Origin of the sequence: Rhodococcus sp. DMF-1 (assembly GCF_021441945.1) — a bacterium.
GTDB lineage: Bacteria > Actinomycetota > Actinomycetes > Mycobacteriales > Mycobacteriaceae > Rhodococcus > Rhodococcus ruber.
The window spans coordinates 3,352,082-3,371,239 of the sequence record NZ_CP090442.1 but is presented as its reverse complement, the minus strand read 5'-3'; the positions used below and the strand labels follow the sequence as shown (position 1 = coordinate 3,371,239).

Sequence of the window (19,158 nt, the reverse complement as noted above, 5' to 3'; positions counted from 1 at the left end):
GTGTCGCCGAGTGCGGGAACGCGCCCGAGGGCCTGACCGCCGGAGAGTGGTCTCCGGCGGTCAGGCCCGTCGGGGTGGGAAGCTCAGACGCCGCGTTGAGCCTTGGCGGTCTCGCTTGCGGCCTTACTGCGTTCGCGTGCGGCGGCCCAGTCCGCGTCGGTCATGGAGGTCAGACCGGCGAAAGTGCCGGGGCCGGCGAGCATCTGGCCGCCGTCCATGGCGATGGTCTGGCCGGTGAGGTAGTCGCAGGCGTCGGACAGCAGGAAGATCGTCAGGTTGGCAAGTTCCTCGATGGTGCCCATCCGCCCCATCGGGACCTGGTCGGCCTGAGTGGCGCCGACCGCGCTCTTGTCGGTGGGGTTGAGCATCTCCCAGGCATAGTCGGTGGGGATCGGACCCGGGGCCATAGCGTTGAGGCGGATTCCGTAACGCGCCCATTCGACCGCGAGGGACATCGTCATCGAATGCACGGCCGCCTTGGCCATCGCGGAGGGGACGACGAACGCCGAGCCGCTCCACACCCAGGTGGTCAGCGTGGACAGGACCACGCCTTTGGTGCCGCCCTCGATCCAGCGGCGACCGGCGGCGTGGGTGGTGTTGAACGACCCGTTCATCACGGTGGAGGTGACGGCCTCGAAGGCTCGCGGGCTGAGTGATTCGGTGGGGGCGATGAAGTTGGCGGCGGCGTTGTTGATCACGCCGGTGAGCGGGCCGTGCAGGGTCCAGATCTCGTCCATCGCCGACGACACCAGGTCGGCGTTGCGGACGTCGACGGTCTGCCAGTGGACCGAGCCGGGTCGCGAGACGGACGCCTCGGTGGCGGCTTCTTCGAGGACGGCGGGCCGGCGACCCCAGAGGTGGACGTCGGCGCCGTGGTCGACCAGGTGGCGGGCGACGCCGCGACCGAGGCCGGTTCCGCCGCCGGTGATGAGGATTCGCTTGCCGGCGAGAGCCTCGGACGTGAACGGGGAGGTGGTCATGCCAGGGGTCCTATCGGTCGGGGGATCGGGAATCACAGTCCCAGGCTCTTGCTGATGATTTCGCGCTGGATCTCGTTGGTGCCGCCGTAGATCGTCGGTGCGAGGGATCGACGCACCTGCTCCTCCATCCCGTATTCGCGGGTGTAGCCGTAGCCGCCCATCATCTGCATGGCTTCGAGGGTGGTCTTCTTCGCGATCTCGGTGCACTTGAGCTTGGCCATCGAGCCCTCACGGTTGAGATTGTCCTCCTCACCGGCGTCGATGCGTTCGGCGACCTCGTAGACGAAGGACTTCGCGAAGGCGATCTCGGTGGCGAGGTCGGCGATGCGGTGACGGATCGCCTGGAAACTGCCGACCTTGCGACCGAACTGCTCGCGTTCGGTGACGAACGCGATGACGTCGTCGAGCGCGCGTTCGGCCGCACCGAGCGACATCGTGGCGATGATGAGCCGCTCGACGCTCAGGCCGCGCATGAGGTGGCGCCACGCCTGGTTCGGAGTGCCGACCACTGCGGTGACCGGGACGGCCACGTCGGTGAAGTAGAGGTCGTTGCAGGTGCGGGCCTCCATGGTGGCAATACCGTGGATCTCGAGGCCCGGAGTATCGGTGGGCACCATGAACAGGGTCAGACCCTCGTGCTTGGAACCGGAGGAGTCGGTGCGGGCGAGCAGCAGGACGTGCTCGGCGACGTGGGCTGCGGAGATCCACGTCTTCTGGCCGTTGATCACGTAATGGTCGTCGACGAGTTCGGCCTTGATGCGGACGCCGCCGAGGTCGGATCCCGCCCCGGGCTCGCTCAGGGCGATCGCCTCGAGCTTGCCCGCGGCCATATTCGAGACGATCGTGCGCTTCTGCTCCTCGGTCCCGTAGCGCAGGTACGTCTGGGCGGCGGTCAGGCCGGTCGAGTAACCGGTGATGGGGGCGAGGCCGCGAGAGGTCTCCTCAAGGAAGATGCACTCCTCGATCATCCCGGCGCCGCCACCGCCGAATTCCTCGGGCAACGACACCGCGAGCCAGCCGAGCCCCGCAAACTTGTCGAGGATGACCTGGCTGTTGGCCACGGTGCCGTCCGCGGTGAGAGCATCGCGTTGTTGAAGAGTTTTGCACTCGGCGTCGCAGAACTCGCGGACCGCGAGTGCAAACTCCTGTTGTTCTCGGCTGAAGCGCATGTCGACAACTGCTCTCTGTGAAGGACCGGGGAGGACGACAGAATCGGGAAGGTAGGTCACCGGGCGGCGGGACGGTGGTGTCCCGCCGCCCGGGAGCTGGGGGCGGTCAGGCGCCGCGGAACTTCGAGAAGTCGGGCTTGCGCTTCTCGTTGAACGCGCTGATGCCCTCGAGTGCCTCGGCGGACTCACCGAACAGCTTGAGCGTGGAGTAGGCCATGTTGCCCTGGGCGATGAAGTGCTCGGTGTCGGCGTTGAGCGACTGCTTGAGCACCTTGAGCGAGGTGGGGGAGAGCTGCAGGATCTCGTCGGCCCACGCCCGGACCTCGGCGCGGAGCTGGTCGGCGGGCACGACCTTGTTGACCAGACCCCATTCCAGGGCCTGCTGGGCGCTGTAGCGGCGGCACATGAACCAGATCTCCCGCGCCCGCTTCTCGCCGATGGCGCGGGCCAGGTAACCGGTGCCCAGGCCGGCGTCGAAGGATCCGACCCGCGGGCCGTTCTGTCCGAAGATGGCGTGCTCGGCGGCAATGGACATGTCGCACAGCAGGTGCAGCACGTGTCCGCCGCCCACGGCGACACCGTTGACGGCGGCGATGACGGGCTTCGGGGTGTCCCGGATGACACGGTGCAGGGCCTCGACCTCGAACAGGCCGCTGTCGGACGGGCCGTAGTCACCGGTCTCCATGCGCTGCTTCTGGTCGCCGCCCGAGCAGAAGGCCTTCTCGCCGGCGCCGGTGAGTGCGACGGCGCCGACCTCCGAGCTGCCCCAAGCCGCCTTGAAGGCCTTGACGAGCTCGTCGACCGTGCGGGCGCGGAAGGCGTTGTAGCGATCCGGCCGGTTGATCGTGATCCAGGCGAGCCCGTTGTCGACCTCGTACGTCACGTCCGTGAATGCGGTGAAATCAGTCATCGACCTGCTGGTCCCTTCCTGCTCTGGTGGCTCGCCGTCGCCGCGAGAACAGGTCGCGGGGACGGGGTCGTCGGGTTTGGTCCGACCGTATGACAAATGTATCCGCGTTAACGATCGTTTTCAAGGGGTGGGTTGCGAGCTGCGGCCCGAGGCCGAGGGGGGGAACCGCGCAGTATGCCCACGGCTGAACCGGGGCGGAGGACGATCCCGGTCGAATCCTCGCGGGAGTTACCTGCAGGAATCGACATTCGCGACCGGTTCGAGGTGCGTCGCGGGGGACCGACCGACCGTAGGGTTCGCTCGTCGCTGTGCTCCCGACCGGGCGCGTTCCGCCATGCCCTCATCCACGGAGAATGAACTTCATGGAATTCGACGTCACGACACTGCACGCCCGCTACGCGGATCAGCGTTGGAATCGGATGGCCGTGGGCGACCTGCTCGACCGGCGGGTCTGGCCGCCGGCGAACGCGTTCTGCTCTACTACGCGAACTCCGTCGAGGCTGTGGTGACGATGTTCGGTATCGCCAAGGCCGGTCTCGTCGTGGTGCCGGTCATCGACCGGCTCGATTCCGCCGCGACCTGATCCCCATCACTCCGCACAGCGGCGCCGGCCAGCCGACCTCCTCGGTGGCCGCGAGTTCCCGATCGACTGCCTCCGCGACGTCCGGGGCGAACGGAACGACGCGCCGGGTGGTGAGGTCGACATGGGGTGCGACGACCTCGAGTGTGTTCGCCAGCGCCTCGGCCGTGTCGTCGACGAGCAGGGCTATGCCGTGGATGATCTTGTCGGAGCGTTCGACGACCCGGAAGTAGGCCGAGATTCGGTGGCCGACGTGCACTTCCGCGTAGTACTTCAGGTGATGCTCCGCGGTGAAGAAGCCCTGCCTGCGTGTGGCCCGGTAGTCGTCGGTGAGACCGATCCTGCGGAACGCGGTGTCGATCGCTTCGGCACCCAGATCCAGGTAGTGCCGGATGTTCATGTGACCGTTGGCGTCCTCGAAGTCCGGCGGGACGACGAACGGGCCGTACTCGCGAGGAAGACGAACGACCTGGTCGTAGGTGGGCAGGGTGACGGTGGCGGTCATCGGTCTCCTGACGGGTGCATCCTGACGGCGGTCGGTTGCCGGCGCGTCCATGCCTTCGAGGCGCGACCGTCGGCATGCGCCGTCCCTGTCGCTCGGCCCGCGTCGCACGGCCGGAAGCGTTCCCGCAGTATAACGATCGTTCACACATCGTGCTAAACTCGGCGAGTGGACAGGAGCCGGAAGATTCTTGACATCGCCGCAGAACTGTTCTACGAAAAGGGATTCCACGGAACGAGCGTTGACGAGCTGGGTGCTCGTGCGGGACTCACCGGGCCGGCGATCTACCGGCACTTCTCCGGCAAGGACGAAATCCTGGCCACCCTGTTCGACGAGGCGATGGACGAGCTGATCCGCGCCGCGGAGCCCATGGACGAGGACGCCGACAGCGACTTCGAGCGTCTGGTCCGCCATCATGTCGAGTTCGCGATCCGGCACCGACACCTGGTCAATGTGACCCAGCGTGAAGACCGGTCACTCGTGGACCCCTGGCGCCGCAAGGTCAATCGCCGGCGCAAGCTCTATGTCGGCTGTTGGGAAACCGCGGTGGCCCGGTGTCTCCCCCGGGCGACACCGGCGGAGGTCGCCGTGGCGACCCAGACCTGCCTGGGCACGATCTTCTCGATCGCCTACTGGCCGACCAAGGTCAGCCGCACCCCCGGGCTGGCCGACCTGATCGTCCGTCTCACGAACGAGGGGCTCGACGCCTTCCGTGGCTGACCACCGTCGCTGCCCGACTCCCTGGGGCCGATGCTCGTCGGCGATCGGCGCGGTGGTCGGCGAGGTGGTTCCGCCGCCGAACGATCACGTTGTCACGGCGCTCGTATCTTTGTCGTCCAGGTCGGCTTCACCGACGAACTGCGCTGCGAGGCGGTGTGTGCGGAGTCGGATCCCGAGGTGCGGCGATCAGCTCTCGACGAGCAGCTTCCGCACGGCGGCGGCGTGCTCGACGGATGCCTCCATCGAGGTTGCGGCGGGGATGAGCGTGATGCTGTCCGCTCCTGCGTCGACGAACGGGCGCAGCCACTCGGCGACCTGTTCGGGCGTGCCGGCCGGTGCCAGGTGCCGGAACTTGTCCCGGGGAAGGTGGTAGAGGGCCTGCATCTGCTCGCCCACCAGGCGGTCGGCCGTGGCGGCGTCGTCGTCGAGTCCGCACCACACGTTGACTCCGAAGGTGCTCAGCGTGCGGTTCTCGCGGGCGGCAGCGTCGAGAATCGCGGTGCGTGTCTCGCCGAATCGGCGGGGCGTCGAAAAGATGGCGAGCCATCCGTCGCCGTACTTCGCGGTTCGACGGATCGCGGCGTTGCCTCGGCCGCCGATGACGATCGGCACGGTCGGTTGGGGCGCGGGCAGGATCCGGGCACGGTCGAGGGTGAAGAACTCTCCGGTGTGGGTGACCTCTTCGCCGGACAACAATGCCCGGAGAACCTCGAGTGTTTCGTCCAAGCGGCGACCCCGGGTGCGTGGGTCCACTCCGGAGTTGGAGATCTCCGATCGGTCCTCGCCGCCGACTCCCGCGCCGAGGATCAACCGCCCTGGGGCGAGCTGCGCGATGGTCGAGATCTGTCGAGCTGCGAGCATCGGATGCCGCAACCCAAGCAGGTAGACGCCGATGACGACGGAGAGCGTGTCGTGGGCTGCGAGCACCGAGGTGGCGGAGACCGTCCCGTCGAAGCCGGTACCGCCGTGGAAACTGATGTGATCCCCGACCGTGATGTGGTCCAACCCGGCATCGGCGACGGACGCGAGCAGTCGTCGCCGGGCGAGCGGGTCGGGAACCAGTATGGAATCTGTGATCGACAAACCGACTTGGACGGTCACGCGACCCCCTTCCGAAGTATTGGACTGACCATAGGTCCGAAATCGTCGAGTGGCAAGAGGGCGCCTCGCGGGTGTCGATCGACGTGTCGATCCCCGGCTCGGCATCAGCGCGGTTCGACAGGAGCAAGCACTGCGTGCCGACCGATCGCCGTTCCCGACGCTGCGGCCGAACTTGTCCGCCCCTCCGGCATCCGCACATGGCCTGGCGTGGGCCGATTCCGAAGATGCGAGCAAGTCCGCGCGCCCCCTATTGCCTCACGTCAAGATGCGCGCGAGGTGCGCTTCGTTGACTCATTCAAGGATGCGCGCCTGGAGGAGGGCTCGACGATGGGGGTACGCCCCGGGCCGGCCTTGGCGGTGGTGAGCGTGAGCAGCTCGGCGGTCAGGGCCTGAATCTGCCGCTGGATCGCTGCCGGGTTGAGCGTGACGTAGGTGCCGGCGAGGATCGCCTTGTCCTCGGCGGTGACGGCATCGTGCCGCTCGACGCGACGATGCGGAGTGGTCGCGGTGTCGTACTTCTTGGTCACCTTCGCCCCGTCACGTACCTTCGATATCAGCTTCTGCTGCGGGCAGAAGAAGTTCGACAGACTCGATTGAAGAACCCAAATACCGTTGAGCACCAACAACTCTGCCGATGTGTCGTAGCGGTGGTAGCCGACCACGGTCCGTACAATCGCCCAGTTCTTCTGCTCGACGTGCGCGCCGTCGTTGGAGTTGCCGGGCCGGGACCGGGTGAAGGTGATCTGCCGCTGCGCGCACCAGGCGAGCAGGTGATGGTTGATGAACTCGCTGCCGTTGTCGGAGTCGACCCCGCGGATCGGGAACGGCAGGATGCCGGCGATCTCCTCGAGGGCGGCGAGCACCCACTTGCGCGCCTTGTTCGGCACGCTCCGGTTCTCCGTCCACCCGGTGGCGATGTCGGTGACCGTCAACGTGTAGGCATGGTCGCCGACCGCGTTGCCGCCCTCGTGCCCGACCAGGTCGATCTTGCGCGTTCCCGGGCACGGCGTCGCCCCACTGCGCCCACGTGCGGATCGGGATCTGCGACTCGAGCACCCGACCCCGGCTTGGTGTGCGCTCTGCCTTTCGGATCGAGCCTGCGCCGGTCCTCGGCAAGCCGGCGGTCGATGGTCGCCGCCGACATCGACACCAACAACTCTGCGGTGGCGTCGTCGATGCTCAACTCGCCGAACCGACGCAGGATCGGCACCAGGTCCGGCAGCACCGCCGCGAGGCGCTTGCCCGCCGGCGCACCGAGCACCGCCCAGCAGAACCGCAGCGCCGCAATCACGTCGGAGCCGTACTTCGGTGATCTCGGGGTGCGTCGCCTGACCGCGGTGGGCCGCAACGCCTGCATCAACGCCTTGCGGGCGTGATTGCGGTGCCAGCCGGTCGTGGCACACAACTCGTCGAGGATGACACCCTTGGTGGCCTTGTCGGCCCGGGCGTACCGCGTCGCGATCGTCTTGGTCACGGCCTTGCGTTGACTCATCGACAGCCCCATCGTCCGGGCCTACCGCCCGGCCCAGGCCGGACACGGCAGGCGCACCGTACGCGCGCATTCTCATTTGAGGCAACGACTACCTCTACGCGCGCATTTTGGATGAGTCAACGCGCGCCCTTGACACCCTCCGTGCCCCGCCCTCAAACTGACAACGTGCGTAGTCAAACTGAGCTCGTGCCGCTCGGGCCCGACAGCCTGACGTGGAAGTACTTCGGTGGCTGGCGCGGAATGGTGTTCGGGCCGTGGGCCGGGTCGATGCAGAACATGCACCCCGGTCTCGGCGCGGCCGTGGAGGAGCACTCGCAGTTCTTCGACGAGCGGTGGGAACGGCTGTACCGCTCGCTGTACCCCATCTACGGGGTCGTCTTCGACGGGCCGCGCGCCCCGGAGACCGCCACGCGGGTGCGCGGCTACCACGACACGATCAAGGGGATCGACAAGCAGGGCCGGCGCTACCACGCCCTCGACCCCGACACGTTCTACTGGGCGCACTCGACGTTCTTCTACAGCCTCGTCGTCTCGATCGAATGGTTCGACGGCCCGCTCCCGCTCGCCGACAAGCACCGGCTGTTCGACGAGCACGTGCAGTGGTACCGGCTCTACGGGATGTCGATGCGGCCCGTCCCCGACAGCTGGGAGGACTTCCTGCGCTACTGGGACCGCATGTGCCGCGAGGTGCTCGAGGACAACAAGGCGACCCGCGACGTGCTCGACCTCTCGCACCTGGGCCGGCCGCCGTTCCTGCGGTGGATGCCCGCGAGCGTATGGGCGGTGCTGCGGCCGCCGGTGACCCACGGGTTCCTCTGGCTGACGATCGGCCTGTACGATCCGGCGGTGCGCGACCTGCTCGGGTATACCTTCTCACGCCGGGAGCAGCGCCTGCACCGCCTCGTCGGCCGATCGATCGGGCTGGGGGAGAAGCTCGTTCCCCGGCGCTACCGCTACCATCCGCGCGCTCGCGCCGGCTGGGACCGGGCCCGGGGCCGCGTCCCGGCGGACGCACCCGTCGTGCACACCCCCGACCGCAACCTGCCGCCGGCGCACCTGTTGGACAGCCCCATGTACTACACGGGGACACACGAGACCGTGGGCAGTGCCCGGCACTGACCCGCAGCGCCCGACATCCCCGCTCGGTCTGGTGCTCGGCGCCCCGATCACCCTCGTCCTGCGGTCGGTGTCCCCGGCGCGCGGCCGCACGATCGGCCGCGTACTGCGCTCCTCGCCCGTGCACCTCGTCGCGAATCCCTTCGTCGCCCTGGCCCTCAACGTCGGCGGTCTGGCGGTTCTGTACTTCTCGCCGCTCTACGTCGCGACCACCCGGAACGAGTTGCTGCACGTGCTCGTCCACGTCCACTTCCTGCTCGCCGGCTGCCTGTTCGCGTGGGTCGTCGCCGGCCCGGATCCCGCCCCGCGCCGTCCCTCCGTGCCGGTGCGGCTCGTGGTGCTCGGTCTCGCGATCACCGCGCACGCCGTCATCTTTCAGGTGATGTACGCGGAACTGTTCGTCCAGGTTCCGGTTCCCGCGGCGCAGCTGCGGGGAGCCGGCGAGCTCATGTACTACGGCGGGGACATCGCTGAACTGCTCCTCGCCGTCGCGCTGCTGTTCACGTGGCGTCCTCGGCCGGTTCGTGACGAGACGGCACGCGCCGTCGATCCTGACGGACGTCAGCCCTTGCCGACCCGGTCGGTCCTCTCCGTGCGCGCGCCCTCGGCGCGAAGATTCAGCACCCGCCACAACTGATTTGGTAAAGTGCAAGTAATGCACCAATGGCACGCGCTCGACACCACCGCAACGCTGGATCGTCTGGGCACCTCGCCGACCGGGCTGAGCTCGGACGAAGCGGAGCGGCGGCTGACCGAGCACGGTCCGAACGAGCTGCCGCGTCCCCCGTCGGACCGCTGGTGGTGGCGGCTGCTACGGCAGTTCCACAACGTCCTGCTCTACGTGATGCTCGGCGCCGCGGTCATCACCGCGTTCCTGCAGCACTGGATCGACACGGCGGTGCTGCTCGCCGCCGTCGTGATCAATGCGCTCCTCGGATTTGTGCAGGAGGGGCGGGCCGAATCGGCGCTCGACTCGATCCGGGCGATGCTCGCACCCCGCGCCCGCGTGCACCGGGACGGACGGATCGTCGATCTCCCCGCGGCCGACCTGGTGCCCGGCGACGTCGTCCGGCTCGTCTCCGGAGACCGGGTGCCCGCCGACCTGCGGTTGATCCGCGTGCGCGAACTCCGAGTCGACGAGGCGGCCCTGACCGGGGAATCCGTCCCGGTGGACAAGACGTCCCGCCCGGTGCACGCGGACAGCGAACTCGGGGACCGCCGGTCGGCCGCCTACGCCGGAACCGTTGCCGTGTTCGGGCAGGGTGACGGCGTGGTCACCGCCACCGGTGTCCACACCGAACTCGGCCGCATCAATGCCCTCCTCGCCGGAATCCCGAAGACCACGACGCCGCTGCTGCGGCAGATCGGCCGGTTCGCCCGGTGGCTGGCCGTGGTCATCCTGGTCGTCGCTGCGGCGACGTTCGTACTCGGAATCGCGTGGCGCGGCGAATCCCCGGCGCAGATGTTCACCCTCGTCGTCGCGCTCGCCGCCTCGGCCATCCCCGAGGGGCTGCCGGCGATCATGACGGTCACCCTCTCGCTCGGGGTGCAGCGGATGGCCCGGCGCAACGCGGTGATCCGGCGACTACCGGCGGTCGAGACGCTCGGTTCGGTCACCGTGATCTGCTCCGACAAGACCGGCACGCTCACCCGCAACGAGATGACCGTGCAGAAGGTGTTGTGCGCGCACCACCGCATCGACGTCGGCGGGATCGGCTACGCCCCGGTCGGGGCGCTGACCGCCGGCGAAGGCACCGTCGCGGATCGGGCATCCGTCCCCCCGCTGGATCTGGCCGTGCGGGCCGGTGTGCTGTGCAACGACGCGCGCCTGCTCGACGTGGACGGGGCATGGCAGATCGAGGGCGACCCCACCGAGGCGGCGCTGCTCGTACTCGGACGCAAGGCGGGGCTGACTCAGCAGGACGCCGAGCACGCCTGGCCGCGTCTGGACGTCGTGCCCTTCGAATCCGAACACCGATTCATGGCCACCCTGCACCGCGCCGACGACGATGTGCACGAGCGGATCTTCCTCAAGGGCGCGCCGGAGAAGGTGCTCGCGGCGTGCACCCATCAGCTCGAGAAGGACGGCTCGCGGACCGTCGTCGACACGGCCTACTGGAGCACCCGCGCGACGGAGACCGCCACGCAGGGACTGCGCGTGCTGGCCCTGGCCTACCGGGACCGCGACGCCGTCGGTGCCACCCTCGACTTCGAGGACGCCGAGCACGACTTCACCCTGCTCGCGCTTGTCGGGATCATCGACCCGCCCCGCGAGGAAGCCGTCGTCGCGGTCCGCGAATGCCACCGGGCGGGCATCACGGTCAAGATGATCACCGGCGATCACGCCGACACGGCCGCTGAGATCGGCACCCAGATGGGACTGGGCATCGGCTCGCGGCCCGTCACCGGCGCCGAGATCGAAGCACTCGACGAACCTGCGCTGCGGCGCGTGGTCGCCGACACCGACGTGTTCGCCCGGGCCAGCCCCGAACACAAGTTGCGCCTGGTGCGGGCACTGCAGGAGAACGGCCACGTGGTGGCGATGACCGGCGACGGCGTCAACGACGCCCCGGCCCTCACCCGCGCCGACGTCGGTGTGGCGATGGGTGCCGGCGGCACCGAGGCCGCCAAGGAAGCCGCCGACATGGTGCTGGCGGACGACAACTTCGCGACGATCGCCGCGGCGGTGCGCGAGGGTCGCGGCGTCTACGACAACCTCAAGAAGTTCGTGCTGTTCATGCTGCCCACCAACGGCGGCGAAGCACTCGTGGTGATCGCCGCGATCCTGTTCCAGCTGACGCTGCCGCTCACCCCGGCCCAGGTGCTGTGGATCAACCTGGCCACGGTCAGCACCCTGGGCCTGGCACTCGCGTTCGAACCGACCGAGGCGTCCGTGATGCGCAGGCCGCCGCGTCCGCCCACCGAGTCGCTGTTGTCGGCGTTCTTCGTGTGGCGCGTGGCGATGGTGTCGGTGCTCATGATGGCCGGCGCGCTGGGGCTGTTCCTGTGGGAGCTGGAAGCGGGTACGACTGTGGAGGTGGCCCGCACGATCGCGGTCAACGCGATCGTCGTGGCCGAGATGTTCTACCTGATCAACAGCCGCCGCATCGAGGGCTCGGTCCTGAACCGGGAGGGGCTGTTCGGCAACCGCTACGTGCTGGGTGCGATCACCGCCTGCATCGGGCTGCAGCTGCTCTACACCTACACGTCGTTCTTCCAGACCGTGTTCGGCTCCGCGGGACTGACGCTCGTGGAGTGGGCGAAGGTGCTCGGCGTCGGGCTGACGGTCTTCTTCGTCGCCGAGGCGGAGAAGTGGGTGGTCCGCCGCATCCGTGCCCGACGTGCCGAGTCGTGAGCACGATGGACACGTCCCCTCTTCGGCACATCCTGGTCGCCACCGACCTGTCCGACGGCGCGGCCGACGCGGTGCGCCGCGCTGCACAACTCGCCCGCGAGCACCACGCGCAGCTCACCGCCGTGCAGGTCGTGCCGTCCCCGGCCGCACCGGAAACAACGCGGCGCGCGCACACTCTCCTGACGGACCATCTGCGCCGCTGCGGCGGGGACATCGAGGGCGTGGTCCGGGCCGGTGAGGTCGCCTCCACCGTCGGCGCCCTCGCCCGGGAACGCGACACCGACCTGCTGGTCGTCGGCGCGCACGGAGCCCGCCGGCTCGCCGGAGCGTTGCCGGGCAGCACCGCCGAACGTCTCGTCGGCACCAGCACCGCGCCCGTACTGGTGGTCAAGAATCCACCGGCCGGCCCCTACCGGACCGTCCTCCTGGCCGTCGACACCTCTCGTGCCGCCACCTCGGCCGCCCACACCGCCGCAGCCTGGACCCCCGAGGCCGACCACGTTCTCGTACACGTGTCCGTCGTGATGGGCGAACAACTCATGCGACTGCACGGCGCCGACGACGCCGCGCTGGCGCAGCTGCGGCACGTCAGCACCGAACAGATCCGCCTCCACCTCGACGAACTCGCCGCGACCCTGATCCCCGAGCCCGCCGACACCCGCATCGAATCCGGCCATGCGCCCTCGATGATTCCGGAGATCGGAGCCGAGCATCGCGCCGAGCTGATCGTCGTCGGAACCGGGGAGCGTTCCGCCCTCGAATACGCAGTGCTCGGCAGCGTCGCCCAGCACGTGCTGCGACACGCCACCACGGACGTCCTGGTGGTGCCGGACACCGGTGCTCGCGCCAGGTGATCGGGCCCCGTCCGTAGCGTTGGCGCCCAATGTTCCGGCAAGCGTGCACTTCTCGTGCCACCGCCCGGCGTGTCGTCACGAGAAGTGCACGCTCGGGCGCGGGGGGCGCGCCCAGCCTCACACAGACGCGAGCACCTCGTCGAACAGTGCGGCGTAGCGTTCCTGTGCGGCGCGGCGCCGCGTGGGCACGTGCTCGGTGGGAATCCGGTCGGCCGGCGCCTCGTAGTCACGCAGGATCAGCTTGGCGACGGTGTCGCGGTGCACCTCGTCCGGGCCGTCGTAGAGCCGCGCGGCGCGCGCCGCGCGGTACATGAAGTCGAGCGGCAGGTCGGAGCTGTAGCCGAGGGAGCCGTGGGTCTGCACGGCGCGGTCGATGATGTCGTGCAGGATCTTCGCGCCGAAGTACTTGATCATGGCGATCTCCTTGCGGGCCGCCTTGGTGCCCTGGGTGTCGATCACCCAGGCGGCCTGCAGCGTCATCAGCCGCAGTGCCTGCATCTCGGCGGCGGAGTCGGCGATCCAGTTGCGCACGGTCTGCTTCTCGCCGAGGACGCTGCCGTGCGCGAAGCGGTAGGTGGCGCGTTCGCACATCATGTCGAAGGCGCGGTTGGCCTGGCCGATCCACCGCATGCAGTGGTGAATGCGGCCGGGGCCGAGCCGCTTCTGGGCGATGAGGAAGCCGTCGCCGGGATTGCCGAGCAGCGCGTCGGCACCGACCCGCACGTCGCGCAGGGTCACCTCGCAGTGCGAGCCGTAGGTGTTCTCGCGCGGCGACGGGTTCTCCATCGAGGCGATGTCGCGCACCACGTCCAGGCCGGGGGTGTCGATGGGGACGATGAACTGTGAGGCGCGGCGGTGTCGCTCGGCGTCGGGATCGGTGACGGCGACGACGATGACGAAGTCGGCGGTCGAGGCGTTGCTGATGAACCACTTGTCGCCGCTCAGCACCCAGTCGTCGCCGTCGCGGACGGCGGTGGTCTGCAGGTTGGTCGGGTCGGCGCCGGCGTTGTCCGGTTCGGTCAGGGCGAAGGCCGAGTACTTCTCACCGGCGAGCAGCGGGTCGAGCCAGCGGCGCTTCTGGTCGTCGGTGCCGACCGCGGCGAGGATCTCCGCATTGCCGGAATCCGGTGCCTGGCAGCCGAACACGATCGGACCGAGGGGTGACGAACCGAGGATCTCGTGCATCAGACCGAGCTTGACCTGGCCGTAGCCCTGTCCGCCGAGTTCGGGGTCGAGGTGCGCGGCCCACAGCTGCTGCGTCTTGACCTTCTGCTGCAGCGGAGCAATCGCGGTGAGCAGTTGCGGCCAGGTCAGCTCGAGGGTTTCGAGCGGACGGATCTCCTCGCGCACGAAGGCGGTCATCCAGTCCAGCTTCTGCTGGAATTCGGGTTCGGTGGAGAAATCCCATGCCATGTGTGTCTACCTCCGGGGTCGGCGGGTCAGTCGAGGAAGCGCAGGGTGCGCTCGAACAGGTGGAGGGCGTACCGGTGCAGCCGGTCGCCGACCGGGCGGGGGGCCTGCCCGGAACAGGCGCGGGCGTAGGTGCCTTCGAGGATGATGCCGAGTTTGAACGCGGCCAGCGCGGTGTACCAGTCGAGGGCGGCGAGATCGCGGTCGGTGTTCTCGGCGTACCGCCGCACCAGTTCCGCACGGGTGGGCAGTCCACCGGCGTCGGCGAGGCGGCTTTCGAGCAGGTCGGGCTCGCCGTCGGTCTCGGGCCAGATCGCGAGCATCCAGCCGAGGTCGAGCAGCGGATCGCCGACGGTGGCCATCTCCCAGTCGACGATCGCATTCACCGTGGGGGCGATCCGATCGAACATGACGTTGGAGACGTGGTAGTCGCCGTGCAGGATGCCGGGTGTCCACTGCCGGGGCCGGTTGTCGTCGAGCCACGACGCGAGGCGGTCGACGCCGGGCAGCAGCACCGTGGGATATCCGGACAGCAGCGTGTAGGACTCGAGTTCGCTGGTCCAGCGGCCCACCTGCCGTTCGAGGAACCCCTCCGGGCGTCCGAATCCCGTCAGACCGATCGCGGCAGGGTCGACCCGGCCGAGTTCGGTGAGCGCGTCGACCATTGCCAGGCCCATGCGACGGCGGGTGTCCCGGTCGGCGGCGTGGGCGGGGGACAGGCTCTCCGCTGCGTTGTAGCCGTCCACAGCGTGCATCAGATAGAAGACGGCGCCGAGGACGTCGGTATCCTCGCACCCGGCGATGAAGCTCGGGTGCGGCACCGCGGTCCCGGCCAGGGCACGCAGCAGGGTCATCTCCCGCAGCATCATCCGGTTCGAGTGCGGGCGAAGGTGTTTCGGTCCGCGGCGGAGAACGTAGCGGGTTCCCGCCCGCTCGAACGCGAGCATGATGTTCTGCGTTCCGCCGCCGATCGGGGAGACCTCGGTGAGGTCGCCGGCACCGAGGCCGCTTGCGTCCATCCAGTCGCGCAGCGCGGGGAGATCGATCCCCGTCAGTTCGCTGTCTGTCGTATCGGTCGGCATACCACGACGGTATCGGCCGGGTCCGGTGGGGGCAGTGCGGCTTTCGTCGCTCGTTGTGGGTTTCCACAACCGCCGTGGGAGTAGGGTCCGCGCTGGTCAGCGGCCGGAGAAGTCGAGGATCTGGAAGGCGAGCCGCGCCGAGAGCATGACGTCGAGACTGGCCGGATCGAGCCGGGTCAGTTCCTTGATCTTGCCCATCCGGTAGCGCACCGTGTTCTCGTGCACGTCCAGCGTCTGTGCGGCGCCCTGGACCCGCCCCTCGGCGGTGACGAACGCGCGCCACGTGTCGAGCAGGACGCCGTCGTCGGCCGTCTGCACGGCGTGCAGGTACTCGTGCGCGAAGTGCACCGCCTCCTTGACCCGGCCGGAGCTGACGACCAGCCGGAACAGTCCGAGCTCGGTGACGTCGAGGACCCCGGCGGACCATTCGAACGACCGCGCGATCTCGGCGACCTCCCGCATCTCCCGGGCGGCCTGCGAGAAGTCGGTGACCTCCCGGCACACACCGGAGATGACGGTGGCGCCGGTCGCCAGCTGCGGCTGCAGCGACGCGCGGATCCGCGACACCGCGTCGCGCACCCGCTGCAGTTCCTCCGCGCAGCCACCGTCGGGCAGCGGCACGAGGACGATCACGCTGCCGGGCAGTTTCACCGCCGCCGGCTCGTCGATCCCGAGCACCTCCTGGAAGCGGCGGGTGACCAGACGCTGCGCGGCGGAGGCGGACATCCGCTGGTTCGCCGCGAGGGTGAACCGGACCAGCACGTGCGGATACGTGAGGTCGATACCGAACTGCGGGCCGCGCCGCACCAGGTGTTCCTTGTCGCGGGTGTTGCGCAGCAGATCCGACAGGTAGTCGTCGCGGGCCTGGCCCTGGGTCTCGATCTGCCGGCGTTCGGAGAGGATCTGCAGGGACAGCACCGTCGCGCCGTGTTCGGCGATGTTCGCGTCGACCTGCTCGAGCGAACGGCCGACCTCGACGATGCCCAGGTAGCCGTTGGGTTTGCCCTCGATCATCAGCCGGCACAGCAGATGCCGGCGGCCGAGGCCGACGGACAACGTGGGCGGCACCACGGCCGACGGCCGGTCCGGGCTCAGGCCGGCGAGTTCGGCCTCGACCGAGGGCATGCGCCGGATCTGCTCCGAGATCACCGGGGCGCGGTCCAATCCGAGGGTGACCGGCGCCGCCCAGGCGAGTACCCGGAAGTCCTCGTCGTAGAGGACGACGGGCTTGGTCGACAGGTCGCTGAGCAGCCGCACCACGCGCTGGATGTCGGCGCCCTCGAGCACGGCGTTGGTGAGCTTGCGGTGCACGTCCGCGAGGTAGGCGAGCGTGTTGCGGCTGCGGGTGATCTCCGAGGCCTGTGCCCGCAGCCGCGAGTTGAGCATCGCCTGGGTGAGGAACAACGCGCTGAGCTGGGCGAACATCTCGGCGATCTCGATGTCCTCGGCGGTGTAACGGCGGGGAAGATCCTTGTTGTCGACGAAGAGCAGGCCGATGACCTCTCCGTCGAACACCAACGGCACCCCGAGCATGGCGCGGACCCGCCAGTGCTCCATGGTCCGGCGATGGGGGCGCGGGTCGTTGGGGACGTCCTCGATGAGCACCGACCGGGCGGTCTCGATGATCTCCCGGCTGAAGTGGTCGCCGGCGATCCCGGATTCCTGGCGCTTGACGGCTTCGGTGATGTCACCCTCGTCGGCGCAGTGTCCCGCGGCGCCGCGGAACCGGCCGTCGGGGCGTCTGAGGTAGAGCGAACTGCGGGACACCCCGAGCACGGTGCACAGTTTCACGCACACCGAGCGCAGCAGCTGTTCGAGGTCGGCGTCGCCGATGGCTTCCCCGGTGATCTCGGCGAACGCGGTGATGACGTCGCGTTCGCGGGGCCGGGTCGCGGGGTGGGCCACCAGGGTGGGCGCGTGGGCGGCGGTCGGGACCGTCGCACGGGCGGGGCCGTGCTCAGGCGTCGTCGGCTCGACGTTCCCGCTCGGCAGCGCCATGCGTCTACCTCATCTCCCGGCGCCCGAGGGTGCGGCGCCGCCACGTGTCGATGTTGTTCATTATCACAATCTACGGGAAATCAGGTCGCGATCACAGTCGCCAGTGCGCCGTCGAGCTCGTGGCCCATCCGGTCCCGCTTGGCCCGCAGGTAGCGCACGTTGTGTGCGGTGACGACGGTCGGCAACGCCACCCGGCCGACGATCTCGATCGAATAGCCCTCCAGCCCACCGAGTTTGCCGGGATTGTTGGTGATCAGCCGCATCCGCCGCACGCCCAGGTCGGCGAGAATCCGGGCGCCCACCCCGTAGCTGCGCGAGTCGTCGGGCAGACCGAGCGCCCGGTTCGCATCGACGGTGTCGAGGCCCTGCTCCTGCAGCGAGTACGCGCGGATCTTGTGGGCCAGCCCGATGCCCCGGCCCTCGTGGCCGCGCAGGTACACGAGCACCCCGCACCCTTCCCGGGCGATCTCGGCGAGCGCACGCTCGAGCTGCGCCCCGCAGTCGCATCGCAGCGAACCGAGGATGTCGCCGGTCAGGCACTCGCTGTGCACCCGCACCAGCACCCCGTCGGAGGTGCGTCCGGCGGCGGCGACGTCGCCCATGACCAGCGCGAGATGCTCGGTGCCGTCGAGCACCGACCGGAACGCCACGGCCCGGAACTCCCCGAACTCGGTGGGCATCGTCGCCTCGGCGACGAGCTCGACGAACGGCTCCGTCGCAGCCCGGTATCGCACCAGGTCGGCGATCCGCAGCAGGGGCAGGCCGTGCTCCCGGGCGAACGCGACGAGATCGGCGCCGCGGCGCATCGAGCCGTCCTCGGCGACGATCTCCCCGATCACCCCCACGTCTCCGGCCCCGGCGAGACGCAGCAGATCCACGGTCGCCTCGGTGTGCCCGGCGCGGGCGAGCACCCCGCCCTCGCGGGCGCGCAGCGGGAAGACGTGGCCCGGCCGGCGCAGATCCGCAGGTTCGGTCGTGTCGTCGGCGAGTGCCCGCACGGTCGCGGCCCGGTCCTGCGCGCTGACCCCGGTCCCGGTGGAGACGTGGTCGACGGTGACGGTGAACGCCGTGCCGTGCGCGTCGGTGTTGTGTTCGACCATCAGCGGCAGGTCGAGGGTGTCGGCGCGGTGCGCGGTCATCGGCGCGCAGACGATGCCGGTGGTGTGCCGGACGATGAACGCCATCTGCTCGGCGGTCATCGTGGCGGCGGCCGCGACGAGGTCGCCTTCGTTCTCCCGGTCGTCGTCGTCCACGACGACGACCATGCCGCCGGCGGCGAGGGTCTCGACCGCGAGTTCGACGTCCTGAGCGGGGCTGGTCCGTGGCATGGCGACTACTCCTGTTCTGCGCTGTGGGTGCCGAAGGTGCGCCGGTGGTACGTCAGCGGCGGATGGTCGACGCGGGCGGCGGCTTCGACGTGCCCGAGGACGACGACGTGGTCGCCGCCGTCGACGAGGTCGGCGACCCGGCACGCCAACCACCCCGGCGCCGCGTCGACCCGCGGCACCCCGGCCGACAGCGACCAGTCGACCCCGTCGAACTTGTCGGTGCCCTTGCGGGCGAACGTCAGGGCGAGGGCGTCCTGGCCGTGGCCGAGGACGTTCACCCCGAAACGTCCTCCGGACCGCACGACCGTGAGCAGGTCGGACCCGCGGTCGAGGGCCACCAGGACCATCGGAGGATCGAGCGACAGCGAGGCGAAGGCGCTGACGGTGGTGCCGTGCGGGCGGGCACCGTCGAGTGCGGTCACCACCGTCACCGGGGTGCACACACTGGCCATCACGTCCCGGAACTCGGCGGTGAACTCTTGGGCGGCAATTGGATTCATCTCGTCCTCCGACGGGGTCGGCCGGAGCGGTGCCCGACGGGACCGGGCACCGCCCCGAACG

The 19,158-nt window shown here is 69.1% G+C and carries 16 protein-coding genes and 1 pseudogene; 6 read left to right on the top strand and 11 right to left on the bottom strand.

Annotation, left to right across the window (positions count from 1 at the left end):
* Positions 1-83: 83 nt before the first annotated feature.
* The 3 genes from LZP97_RS15265 to LZP97_RS15255 all read right to left on the bottom strand — a co-directional run bounded on the left by LZP97_RS15265 (position 84) and on the right by LZP97_RS15255 (position 3,059).
* A complete protein-coding gene (locus LZP97_RS15265; protein WP_010593349.1) occupies positions 84-980 on the bottom strand; it encodes an SDR family oxidoreductase in 897 nt (298 codons plus the stop codon).
* A gap of 32 nt (positions 981-1,012) precedes the next feature.
* Positions 1,013-2,149 (bottom strand): acyl-CoA dehydrogenase family protein, encoded by a 1,137-nt coding sequence (locus tag LZP97_RS15260; RefSeq protein ID WP_010593348.1) that lies wholly within the window; start codon positions 2,147-2,149, stop codon positions 1,013-1,015.
* A 106-nt stretch (positions 2,150-2,255) separates the two neighbouring features.
* Complete coding sequence (locus LZP97_RS15255) at positions 2,256-3,059, bottom strand: enoyl-CoA hydratase-related protein (RefSeq protein ID WP_010593347.1); 804 nt, start codon at positions 3,057-3,059, stop codon at positions 2,256-2,258.
* 409 nt (positions 3,060-3,468) lie between these two features.
* Between LZP97_RS15255 and LZP97_RS15250 the strand changes: the two genes are divergently transcribed.
* A complete protein-coding gene (locus LZP97_RS15250) occupies positions 3,469-3,642 on the top strand; it encodes an AMP-binding protein (RefSeq protein ID WP_202637488.1) in 174 nt (57 codons plus the stop codon).
* Here LZP97_RS15250 and LZP97_RS15245 read toward each other — a convergent pair.
* On the bottom strand, positions 3,611-4,144 hold the full coding sequence (locus LZP97_RS15245; RefSeq protein WP_010593346.1) for a thioesterase family protein: 534 nt from the start codon (positions 4,142-4,144) through the stop codon (positions 3,611-3,613). The genes LZP97_RS15250 and LZP97_RS15245 overlap by 32 nt on opposite strands.
* A 165-nt stretch (positions 4,145-4,309) precedes the next feature.
* On the opposite strand from LZP97_RS15245, the gene LZP97_RS15240 reads away from it, so the two are divergent.
* Complete coding sequence (locus LZP97_RS15240; RefSeq protein ID WP_010593345.1) at positions 4,310-4,861, top strand: TetR/AcrR family transcriptional regulator; 552 nt, start codon at positions 4,310-4,312, stop codon at positions 4,859-4,861.
* 186 nt (positions 4,862-5,047) lie between these two features.
* On the opposite strand, the gene LZP97_RS15235 is transcribed toward LZP97_RS15240, so the two are convergent.
* Both LZP97_RS15235 and LZP97_RS27280 read right to left on the bottom strand, forming a co-directional pair.
* Complete coding sequence (locus LZP97_RS15235) at positions 5,048-5,962, bottom strand: LLM class flavin-dependent oxidoreductase (RefSeq protein ID WP_234574732.1); 915 nt, start codon at positions 5,960-5,962, stop codon at positions 5,048-5,050.
* 260 nt (positions 5,963-6,222) lie between these two features.
* A pseudogene (locus LZP97_RS27280) lies at positions 6,223-7,466 on the bottom strand (integrase catalytic domain-containing protein).
* 174 nt (positions 7,467-7,640) lie between these two features.
* On the opposite strand from LZP97_RS27280, the gene LZP97_RS15220 reads away from it, so the two are divergent.
* The 4 genes from LZP97_RS15220 to LZP97_RS15205 are packed head-to-tail and all read left to right on the top strand — an operon-like array spanning position 7,641 to position 12,779.
* On the top strand, positions 7,641-8,573 hold the full coding sequence (locus LZP97_RS15220) for an oxygenase MpaB family protein (protein WP_102031476.1): 933 nt from the start codon (positions 7,641-7,643) through the stop codon (positions 8,571-8,573).
* Positions 8,560-9,207, top strand: a complete 648-nt coding sequence (locus tag LZP97_RS15215; protein ID WP_017679948.1) for a cytochrome c oxidase assembly protein — start codon at positions 8,560-8,562, stop codon at positions 9,205-9,207. Before LZP97_RS15220 ends, LZP97_RS15215 begins: the two co-directional genes overlap by 14 nt.
* Before the next feature lie 18 nt (positions 9,208-9,225).
* Positions 9,226-11,925 (top strand): cation-transporting P-type ATPase, encoded by a 2,700-nt coding sequence (locus tag LZP97_RS15210; protein WP_010593339.1) that lies wholly within the window; start codon positions 9,226-9,228, stop codon positions 11,923-11,925.
* 5 nt (positions 11,926-11,930) lie between these two features.
* Complete coding sequence (locus tag LZP97_RS15205; RefSeq protein ID WP_225223195.1) at positions 11,931-12,779, top strand: universal stress protein; 849 nt, start codon at positions 11,931-11,933, stop codon at positions 12,777-12,779.
* 117 nt (positions 12,780-12,896) lie between these two features.
* On the opposite strand, the gene LZP97_RS15200 is transcribed toward LZP97_RS15205, so the two are convergent.
* The 5 genes from LZP97_RS15200 to LZP97_RS15180 form a co-directional block, all read right to left on the bottom strand.
* Entirely contained in the window at positions 12,897-14,192 is a 1,296-nt protein-coding gene (locus LZP97_RS15200) for an acyl-CoA dehydrogenase family protein (RefSeq protein WP_048773972.1), read from the bottom strand.
* A gap of 26 nt (positions 14,193-14,218) precedes the next feature.
* Positions 14,219-15,271 (bottom strand): phosphotransferase family protein, encoded by a 1,053-nt coding sequence (locus LZP97_RS15195; RefSeq protein WP_040270257.1) that lies wholly within the window; start codon positions 15,269-15,271, stop codon positions 14,219-14,221.
* 96 nt (positions 15,272-15,367) lie between these two features.
* Complete coding sequence (locus tag LZP97_RS15190) at positions 15,368-17,269, bottom strand: helix-turn-helix domain-containing protein (protein ID WP_053085926.1); 1,902 nt, start codon at positions 17,267-17,269, stop codon at positions 15,368-15,370.
* 80 nt (positions 17,270-17,349) lie between these two features.
* Positions 17,350-18,597: a bifunctional 3,4-dihydroxy-2-butanone-4-phosphate synthase/GTP cyclohydrolase II gene (locus LZP97_RS15185; RefSeq protein WP_040270261.1), complete on the bottom strand. Its 1,248-nt coding sequence runs from the start codon at positions 18,595-18,597 to the stop codon at positions 17,350-17,352.
* Positions 18,598-18,602: 5 nt separating this feature from the next.
* Positions 18,603-19,097, bottom strand: a complete 495-nt coding sequence (locus LZP97_RS15180) for a flavin reductase family protein (protein WP_017679952.1) — start codon at positions 19,095-19,097, stop codon at positions 18,603-18,605.
* Positions 19,098-19,158 lie beyond the last annotated feature (61 nt).

Bases quoted from the DNA above. Each gene is read 5' to 3' on its own strand.
- LZP97_RS15190 (WP_053085926.1), bottom strand. From the start codon at position 17,269: ATGGCGCTGCCGAGCGGGAACGTCGAGCCGACGACGCCTGAGCACGGC.
- LZP97_RS15185 (WP_040270261.1), bottom strand. From the start codon at position 18,597: ATGCCACGGACCAGCCCCGCTCAGGACGTCGAACTCGCGGTCGAGACC.
- LZP97_RS15265 (WP_010593349.1), bottom strand. From the start codon at position 980: ATGACCACCTCCCCGTTCACGTCCGAGGCTCTCGCCGGCAAGCGAATC.
- LZP97_RS15195 (WP_040270257.1), bottom strand. From the start codon at position 15,271: ATGCCGACCGATACGACAGACAGCGAACTGACGGGGATCGATCTCCCC.
- LZP97_RS15260 (WP_010593348.1), bottom strand. From the start codon at position 2,149: ATGCGCTTCAGCCGAGAACAACAGGAGTTTGCACTCGCGGTCCGCGAG.
- LZP97_RS15245 (WP_010593346.1), bottom strand. From the start codon at position 4,144: ATGACCGCCACCGTCACCCTGCCCACCTACGACCAGGTCGTTCGTCTT.
- LZP97_RS15205 (WP_225223195.1), top strand. From the start codon at position 11,931: ATGGACACGTCCCCTCTTCGGCACATCCTGGTCGCCACCGACCTGTCC.
- LZP97_RS15180 (WP_017679952.1), bottom strand. From the start codon at position 19,097: ATGAATCCAATTGCCGCCCAAGAGTTCACCGCCGAGTTCCGGGACGTG.
- LZP97_RS15210 (WP_010593339.1), top strand. From the start codon at position 9,226: ATGCACCAATGGCACGCGCTCGACACCACCGCAACGCTGGATCGTCTG.
- LZP97_RS15200 (WP_048773972.1), bottom strand. From the start codon at position 14,192: ATGGCATGGGATTTCTCCACCGAACCCGAATTCCAGCAGAAGCTGGAC.
- LZP97_RS15255 (WP_010593347.1), bottom strand. From the start codon at position 3,059: ATGACTGATTTCACCGCATTCACGGACGTGACGTACGAGGTCGACAAC.